This window comes from Pseudoalteromonas sp. S1727 (assembly GCF_005886375.1).
Taxonomy (GTDB): Bacteria; Pseudomonadota; Gammaproteobacteria; order Enterobacterales; family Alteromonadaceae; genus Pseudoalteromonas; species Pseudoalteromonas haloplanktis.
In genome coordinates this window covers 1-8,336 of record NZ_PNDT01000114.1, presented here as the reverse complement: position 1 = coordinate 8,336, position 8,336 = coordinate 1, and the positions used below count along the sequence as shown (strand labels likewise).

At 40.6% G+C, this 8,336-nt stretch carries 5 protein-coding genes and 2 pseudogenes; 5 read left to right on the top strand and 2 right to left on the bottom strand.

The genetic code is table 11. The features are described 5' to 3' along the window. The 5 genes and pseudogenes from CWB85_RS19520 to gloA all read left to right on the top strand — a co-directional run. Positions 1-114: pseudogene (locus CWB85_RS19520) on the top strand (integron integrase); the annotation flags it as partial. Positions 115-352: 238 nt separating this feature from the next. Further along, a pseudogene (locus CWB85_RS19515) lies at positions 353-576 on the top strand (iron-sulfur binding domain-containing protein); the annotation flags it as partial. 192 nt (positions 577-768) lie between these two features. Further along, positions 769-2,679: an aminotransferase class V-fold PLP-dependent enzyme gene (locus CWB85_RS19510; RefSeq protein WP_016707863.1), complete on the top strand. Its 1,911-nt coding sequence runs from the start codon at positions 769-771 to the stop codon at positions 2,677-2,679. A 121-nt stretch (positions 2,680-2,800) separates the two neighbouring features. Then, a complete protein-coding gene (locus CWB85_RS19505) occupies positions 2,801-3,829 on the top strand; it encodes a serine hydrolase domain-containing protein (RefSeq protein ID WP_138555776.1) in 1,029 nt (342 codons plus the stop codon). Between the two features lie 63 nt (positions 3,830-3,892). Continuing rightward, a complete protein-coding gene (gloA, locus tag CWB85_RS19500) occupies positions 3,893-4,291 on the top strand; it encodes a lactoylglutathione lyase (RefSeq protein ID WP_138555775.1) in 399 nt (132 codons plus the stop codon). A gap of 86 nt (positions 4,292-4,377) precedes the next feature. Here the strand turns inward: gloA and aqpZ are convergent, their stop codons facing one another. Beyond that, the gene (gene aqpZ / locus CWB85_RS19495) at positions 4,378-5,073 is read right to left on the bottom strand and encodes an aquaporin Z (RefSeq protein WP_138555774.1); all 696 of its coding nucleotides are present in this window, start codon (positions 5,071-5,073) and stop codon (positions 4,378-4,380) included. A gap of 175 nt (positions 5,074-5,248) precedes the next feature. Next, positions 5,249-8,122, bottom strand: a complete 2,874-nt coding sequence (locus CWB85_RS19490; protein WP_138555773.1) for a M16 family metallopeptidase — start codon at positions 8,120-8,122, stop codon at positions 5,249-5,251. Positions 8,123-8,336: the final 214 nt, after the last annotated feature.

Here is an 8,336-nt window from a genome sequence, read left to right as displayed (position 1 = left end):
CGCACCGTTCAAGCACAATTGGGCCATTCTGATGTCAAAACCACACAAATATATACGCATGTTTTGCAGCAGGGAGCGAACGGTGTTGTAAGCCCATTAAGCAAAATTTTCTAGTTCACATTACTATAAGGCGAAAAATGCGTTAGCGGAACGTCCGCTTTGTAGAATAAAACCAATAGCATTAAACGACTTGAACCATCTCTTGCTCGCTCAAAGTCGCCATTAGAGAATTTACTTCAACTTATTTTGGGGCAGAAGTGAGTTAGAGCCGACTATATATGGCACAAACCAGCCTAACCTTGTGCAATTAGACATATTTGATATTTACCTTTATTACCCTCCGGCTAGCCCTGTAGCAGTAGACACCCACATCGACCGCGTATCAAATCGTACCAAATTTGCGAAGGGTAAAAATGTAGTTGAGGTTAAACAAAAGCTTGAAAAAGTGCTCCCCAAAGTATTTAAAGTAGACGTGCATCACTGGCTTATTCTCCACGGGCGTATACCTGTGTGGCGCGTAAACCAAAATGCGGTAGCTGTATTATTGAAGACTTGTGTAAGTTTAAAAAAGACTGATTAGATAAATACCAAAATCTATCAATAGGACAGGCTCATTTTTCGATATCCTTTAACTAAGTTTGAATAAAATCTTTATATGCGAACAAATGTATTAGCAATTATTAGAACATTTTCAAACTATTAATTTCACAAGTGTCAATCCTTTAGTTATGCTGTTGAGCATCATGAAATTTTATTGCGGGAATTCCTATGCTACCTTTACTTCGTATCTTGTTGATTGAGCAAGACCCTACCACCTTACAAGAGCTTTCGACTAATCTGTCGAAAACGATCCCTAATTTTGAGCGCAATGATATTCATATCGATATTATTGAACGCCTCGAGCTCAAGCAAGCGCTGGAGTCTGTAGAGGAAGATGGTGATATTCAAGCTGTGGTACTCAGTTGGGATCTAAGTAACAAAGTTGGTGAACGCACGTATAGTCGCTTTATTGAGCAATTAAAGGGGATCCGTCTTGAGTTGCCGGTTTATGTTATCGGTGACGACACCAAAGGCCTAGAAATAGTCAACGAGTCTGAGGAGATTGAGTCATTCTTTTTTAAAGATGAAGTGATTTCTGACCCAGAAGCGATTTTAGGTTATATGATCAACGACTTTGATGACCGCTCAGAAACCCCGTTTTGGACTGCATATCGTCGTTATGTTGGCGAATCGAACGATTCATGGCATACACCAGGTCACAGCGGTGGCTCTAGTTTTAGAAACTCCCCTTATATTAAAGATTTTTATCAATTTTATGGCCGTAATGTATTTGTTGGCGACTTGTCGGTTTCGGTCGATTCGTTAGGCTCATTGTCAGATAGCACCAATACCATTGGCCGTGCGCAAGAGTCAGCAGCGGCGACGTTTGAAGTCAAGCATACTTATTTCGTGACTAACGGCTCATCAACTTCAAATAAAATCATCTTACAGACGCTGCTGCGCAAGGGTGATAAAGTGATCATCGACCGCAATTGCCATAAGTCTGTACATTATGGCATCTTGCAATCTGCCAGTTTCCCTATTTATTTATCGAGTATTTTAAACCCTAAATATGGCATCTTCGCGCCACCATCGTTGGCCGACATTAAACAAGCGATCGAGCAAAATACCGATGCGAAGCTGCTAGTTTTAACTGGCTGTACTTACGATGGCCTACTTAGCGACTTGAAACAAGTGGTAGAGTTTGCCCATCAACACGGTATTAAAGTGTTTATCGACGAAGCCTGGTTTGCTTACTCCCTTTTCCACCCCAGCCTACGCCATTATTCAGCCATTCATGCTGGCGCTGATTATGTCACGCATTCAGCGCATAAAGTGGTCTCAGCGTTCTCTCAGGCGTCTTATATTCATGTTAACGACCCTGATTTCGATGCCGATTTCTTTCGCGAAATTTACAGTATCTACGCCAGTACATCACCAAAGTATCAGCTTATCGCGTCTCTAGACGTGTGCCAAAAGCAGTTGGAGATGGAAGGCTATAAGCTACTCAATGCCTTGTTAAACCATGTAGCAGAGTTTAAACAACAAATGGCCTCGCTCAAGCATATTAAAGTACTTGGTAAGCAAGACTTTATGAACATATTTCCACACTTTAGTGGCGATAACATGGGCCACGATCCGCTTAAAATTCTCATCGACATCAGTGAATTACCTTATTCGTTAAAAGATATTCATAAATTCCTGCTCGATGAAATTGGCTTAGAAATAGAAAAATACACGCACAGCACCATTTTAGTTCTACTGACACTTGGCGGGACGCGTTCGAAGATCATTCGTCTGTATAACGCGCTTAAGAAACTCGATAGCGGTAAAGTGAAATTAGCAACATCAATGAGGCGCTCTCGCTTACCAGAGAATTTACCAGCCATAGATTTGGCTTGTATTCCAAGTGATGCGTTTTATGGCGAGCGTGAATCGGTGCCTATTAGCAAAAGCAACAACCGCATCTGTGCCGGTTTAGTGACGCCCTACCCTCCGGGCATTCCGCTGTTGGTTCCAGGCCAACATATCACTGAAGAACACATTGAGTATCTAAAAGAGTTAGCTGGACAAGGCTTGACGATTCAAGGCAGTTTTGATGGTGAGATCTATGTACTTAAGGGCAAGGTTAAAAAGTAAAGCGATTCAATAATGACAATAGCAGCAATGTCCATGGCATTGCTGCTAAGCGTGTAATTGCGCGAGTTATATTTAAAGGTTAGGTTACTAAAACGTTGAGGACTAAACAGGAAGTGCAGTAATGCAACTAAAAAATAAAAAAGCACTCACATTAATGCGCATTGCGGCACTAATTATCACCTTCTCAAGTATATACTTTTTTGCGCCTTGGAAATTTGCTTTATATTACTTATCCCCTTTACCTGCAACCGTTCAAGCGCAGACGATTGAAGCTATCGAGCAAGGGGTTGATGGCATTATTGTGTATGTTCATAAGCAAGGACAACAACCGGAGTATTTTGCGCAGGGTTGGCATAATCGAGAGCAAAAAATACCCGCTTACCCTAGTGCACTTTTTAAAATTGGCAGTATCCGAAAGTTATATGATGCAGCGGCTTTAACTAAGCTTACCGCCGCTGGACGTATTGATGTGGATAAAACACTGGCCGATTACATGCCGTCGTTAATTGGCCGTGTTGAAAATGCAGATAAGATAACATTGCGAATGATGGTAAAGCACAGAAGTGGCATACCCAATTACACAGATACTGATAACTTTGATTGGTCAATCGCCTATCCTGATCCGCTAGATCTGGTGCTAGACACCCCAGCTGACTTTAATCCTGATACAGATTACGGTTATTCCAACACTAATTACCTGCTACTGCGAAAAATAATGTCTACTGTGCTGGGTTATGATCATAACCAATTTATTAAAGATGAAATTTTAACGCCATTGGGCTTAAAAAATACCTTCGCATCTATATATGAAATAGATTTAGCATCATTGATGAGTGGCTATTACGTGGGCTATGAGAATGATTTTAAAACACTTGATCAAGGCTATGTGGCAACAGCACACGATGTGGGCGACTTTATTATTGCTTTAAACCAAGGCACTTTTTTCAACGAACAAGAGCAAGCTTTATATGCCTCACTTTATCAGTATGGGCACACCGGCTGGGTGCTAGGCTATTCAAGTATTGCTCGTTATCATAAAGATATCGACACCGTGGTGGTGCAATTTATAAATACTAACGGCAATGATACTGTGATGCTCACAGAAATAATTTATAATCGGATCATTGAAATTTTAACAGCACAGCTATAACTATAAAGCAGCTGCGTTATCGAAAATTTATGTGAATTTAAAAGCAAAATCAAGGGGATTTAAATGCGTTTACTACACACCATGTTACGAGTTGCAGATCTAGATAAATCAATTGCGTTTTACACGCAAGTACTGGGCATGAAAGAGCTACGCCGCGCGGACAACGAAGAATACCGTTACACACTCGCCTTTGTAGGCTACGGCGATGAAAAAGACAGCACGGTATTAGAGCTGACTTACAACTGGGATACCAACAGCTACGATTTAGGCAATGCTTATGGTCATATTGCTATTGAATTTGATGATATTTATAAAGCCTGTGCAGATATCAAAGCCGCAGGCGGTAATGTAAGCCGTGAACCAGGGCCTGTAAAAGGCGGCACTACTGAGATTGCGTTTGTAAAAGATCCCGATGGCTATGCAATTGAACTGATCCAGAAAAAAGATAATAACAACTTCTAATATTTTCACTAAAGGTGTTACATAAAAAAAGAGCAGTTTTCACTGCTCTTTTTTTATACTAATAACAATTTATTTAGTAGTTAGCATTATGCCTCATCACCTTTAGGTGAAATCACTTTATAAAGGATCGCACCAAGAGCCGCACCCACAATAGGCGCAACCCAGAATAACCAAAGCTGCGAAACTGCCCAGTCACCTACAAATAAAGCAACACCTGTACTACGAGCAGGGTTTACCGATGTATTTGTAACAGGAATTGAGATCAGGTGGATCAAGGTTAAACATAAGCCTATCGCGATAGGCGCAAAACCTGCTGGGGCACGTTTATCAGTGGCACCTAAAATAACGAGAATAAACATCATGGTCATCACAACTTCACAAACCAGTGCTGCGATTAAACTATAACCACCTGGTGAATGTTCACCATAACCATTTGAAGCAAATCCAGCGCTTACATCAAAGCCGGCTTGACCGCTGGCAATTACAAATAACACGCCACCGGCAATTATACCGCCAATGACTTGCGCTGCAATATAACCTGGCAGTTGGCTTGCAGGAAAACGCCCGCCAACCCATAAACCGATAGAAACAGCAGGATTTAAATGACAACCTGAAATATGACCAATAGCATAGGCCATGGTTAATACAGTTAAACCAAAAGCGAGTGACACGCCGAGTAAGCCAATTCCTACATCAGGAAAGCCAGCAGCTAATACAGCACTACCGCAACCACCCAACACTAACCAAAAAGTTCCTATACATTCCGCTATATACTTTTTCATACTATTCCTTGATATTTATATTGATAGTTAAGTTATATTGATAGCTAACCTATTTTTTTATAACACCTAATTTACATTTTGTCACTTGTAAACCAGCCTCATTATTACGAACCAGTTATAAATAAAAAAACGACCTTATCGGTCGTTTTTATAAATTTAAAGGCTGGTTAAAGAGTTAAAGTTTATAATCAACTACTTTCATACCTAACTTTTCAAGCTCGGGTTTAAGTGATTTTGCATCACCTACTACTACATATACCATGTCTTTGGTATTGAGGTGCTTTGCAGCCAAGGCGTTAATTTCTTCTTTACTGATTGTACTGACTATTTTATTGCGTTCTTTGACAAAACTAGGCTGTAAATCATGTTCAAGAATTTGCGCTAAAAAGCTTAGCTTGGCATTTGGTGTTTCGTATTTTAACGCATCTTTTTGGTTAATTGCTTTGCGCATGAAGCTTAGTTCATCATCACTTATTCCATTTTGCGCATAGTTATTTAGCTCTTTGGTAAATTCAACAATAGACGCGGCGGTAGAATCCGCACGCACAGCTGCTGATGCGGTAAAGCCACCAGAAGTTGCATCTCCCCAAAAACTGGTTCGTGCTCCGTATGTGTAACCTTTGTCTTCACGCAGGTTTAAATTTATACGGCTGTTAAAGTTACCACCTAATGCGAAGTTCATTAAGTTTGCTTTAAAGAACTCACCAGTAATATCTTCAATCATATCGCGCTTACCGATACGGATTTCTGATTGCGGCGCATCTGGTTTATCTACAAGGTAGATGACATTACTTGCGACCTTTGGTTCTTCAAAATGAGCTGAAGACGCTGGCGCTTTACCTTCCCAGTTATCAAGGGTTGCGGCTACTTTTGCTTGTAGTGCTTGCTGTTCTAAATCAGACACTACAATAACTTCACTGCCTTGCGGTTTAAAGTTTGAGTTATAAAAACCTTTCACATCATCTAGGCTGATCGCTTCGATACTGGCAAGAGTTCCCCCATTTGGTAGTGCTGCAATACTATCGCCATACAATAATTGACTGTAAGCATTACTCGCCAAATACCCAGCATCTTTTAGAGCATGCTGGATATTTTGAATACTTTGTTGTTTATTACGGTTAAAGTCTTCTTCACTGAAAGCCGGGTTAAAGAGTTTTTCTTCAACCAATGCCAATGTCGCATCAAGGTTTTTAGTTAAACTTGATACAAAGATATTAGTATGTGTGCTGTTTGCAGAAATGCGAATAGTGCTGCCTAATTTTTCAAGCGCGCCACTCATTTGTTCTGTGGTGTAGTTTTGCGTTGATTCACTGAGCATCGCTGCGGTTGTAGCAGCTAACCCCACTTTTTCAGCTTGTTCACTGTATTGCCCACCAGGCACTTTGATTAATATGGACGTAGTAGGTGTTTCGATACTTTGGGTTCCAAGCACAGCAATACCGTTTGCTGTTGTTGTCTGCCACAATGTAGGTACTTCTACAGCAGGGTTAACACCCGCTGTAGGCTGTTTACTGCGGTCAAAAGTATCAACAGCTTTACGAGCAACTAAATCATCTGCACTGGTTGTTGAAGGGCCACCAAAGTCATGCGAAATGGGTGCGAAGTTATCTTCTGCCGCAATCAGCTGACGTTGGCCCTCAGGCACAACACTCATTATCACTGCCGCTTTGCCTTTCACATATTGATTAAATACACGCATCACATCTGCTTTCGTAACACTATTGTAGCGCGCAAGATCATCCTGAATAAAATTAGGGTTACCTGTAAAAGTTTCAAATGCAGCTAACTGAGAAACTTTCCCTGCTACACTTTGTAAGCCAAAAATAGCGCCTGACTCAATTTTAGCTTTGACTTTATCTAAGTCATCTTGTGTTACGCCACGTTGCTCAAACTCAGTAAACGAATCTCGAACAATTTTTTCAATGTCTGCTAGGGTTTTCCCTGAGGCAGGGTTCGGTAAGGCATAAATACTTAATGAGCACGCCAGCTCACGACACGGATGACTAACACCCGCTTGAACTGCAAGCTGTGTTTTAACCAAGTTTTTATAAAGTAATGAGTTATTACCACCACCAATGATCTCAGCGAGGATATCAAGTGGTGCTTCATCTGCAGCACGTGCATAAGTAGTTGGAAAATTCATACTTAGCAGAGGCAAATGAACTTTATCTTCCATTGAAATATAACGGTCAGCCTCAAGGGTCACTGCAACTTTTTCGGCATCAACAACTTCTGGCCCACGTGGGATGGGGGCAAAGTATTTACTTACTAATGGTAAGACATCTTCAGCGTTAATGTCGCCACCAATAGTGATCGTTGCATTGTTTGGACCATACCAGCGTAAAAAGAATGCTTTTAAATCATTTACATTTACGCGATTTAAATCATCCATAAACCCAATCACTGGCCAAGAGTATGGGTGACCATCTGGGTAAAGTGCCTGAGACACTCGCTCGTTTAAGCGGCCATATGGGCGGTTATCAACTCGCTGACCACGTTCATTTTTAACTGTTTCACGTTGTACTTCAAATTTCTCTTGGGTTACTGCATCGAGTAAAAAGCCCATACGGTCAGCTTCTAACCACAACATTTTTTCTAGTTGGTTTACCGGCACAGTTTCAAAGTAATTAGTGCGGTCTGAATTAGTAGTTCCATTGAGTGTTCCACCCGCTTCAGTAATAATTTTAAAGTGCTCTTCATCAGCAACATTTTCTGAGCCTTGAAACATCATGTGTTCAAAAAAGTGGGCAAAACCAGATTTACCTAGTTCTTCACGGGCAGATCCAACATGATATGTGACATCTACATGCACTAAAGGGTCTGAGTGGTCTTCATGCACAATAACGGTAAGGCCGTTATCTAATTGATATTTTTTATAGGGGATACTGATCTCAGCAGCATTCGCCGCAACTGATTCAATTAAAGTAATACCTGGATAAGCAGACTGTACCGCACTCGCTTTTTCGTTGGTATTATTTACTGAGCTATTACTACAAGCAGCTAAACCTGTTGTCAGTAGTACCGCAACGGCTATTTTTGTTAATTTCATTTTATCATCCATTTTTTAATAACCCATTGAGTTTATGGCTTTATTAAAAATGGAACAAGCGCAGCAAAATAAACAATTGCAGCAATTTGTAACTAAGTGTGAACGGTCAGCGGTCAGAAATTCTACATACTCATGTATGTTTGATATCAGTAAGATATGATATATGTTATTTAAATAATGATAGAAGAGACATCTTATATATATATTAATATTT

What these genes read in the sequence shown, in the direction of transcription:
- CWB85_RS19510 (WP_016707863.1), top strand. Translation starts at nt 769, where the DNA reads ATGCTACCTTTACTTCGTATCTTGTTGATTGAGCAAGACCCTACCACC.
- CWB85_RS19505 (WP_138555776.1), top strand. Translation starts at nt 2,801, where the DNA reads ATGCAACTAAAAAATAAAAAAGCACTCACATTAATGCGCATTGCGGCA.
- gloA (WP_138555775.1), top strand. Translation starts at nt 3,893, where the DNA reads ATGCGTTTACTACACACCATGTTACGAGTTGCAGATCTAGATAAATCA.
- aqpZ (WP_138555774.1), bottom strand. Translation starts at nt 5,073, where the DNA reads ATGAAAAAGTATATAGCGGAATGTATAGGAACTTTTTGGTTAGTGTTG.
- CWB85_RS19490 (WP_138555773.1), bottom strand. Translation starts at nt 8,122, where the DNA reads ATGAAATTAACAAAAATAGCCGTTGCGGTACTACTGACAACAGGTTTA.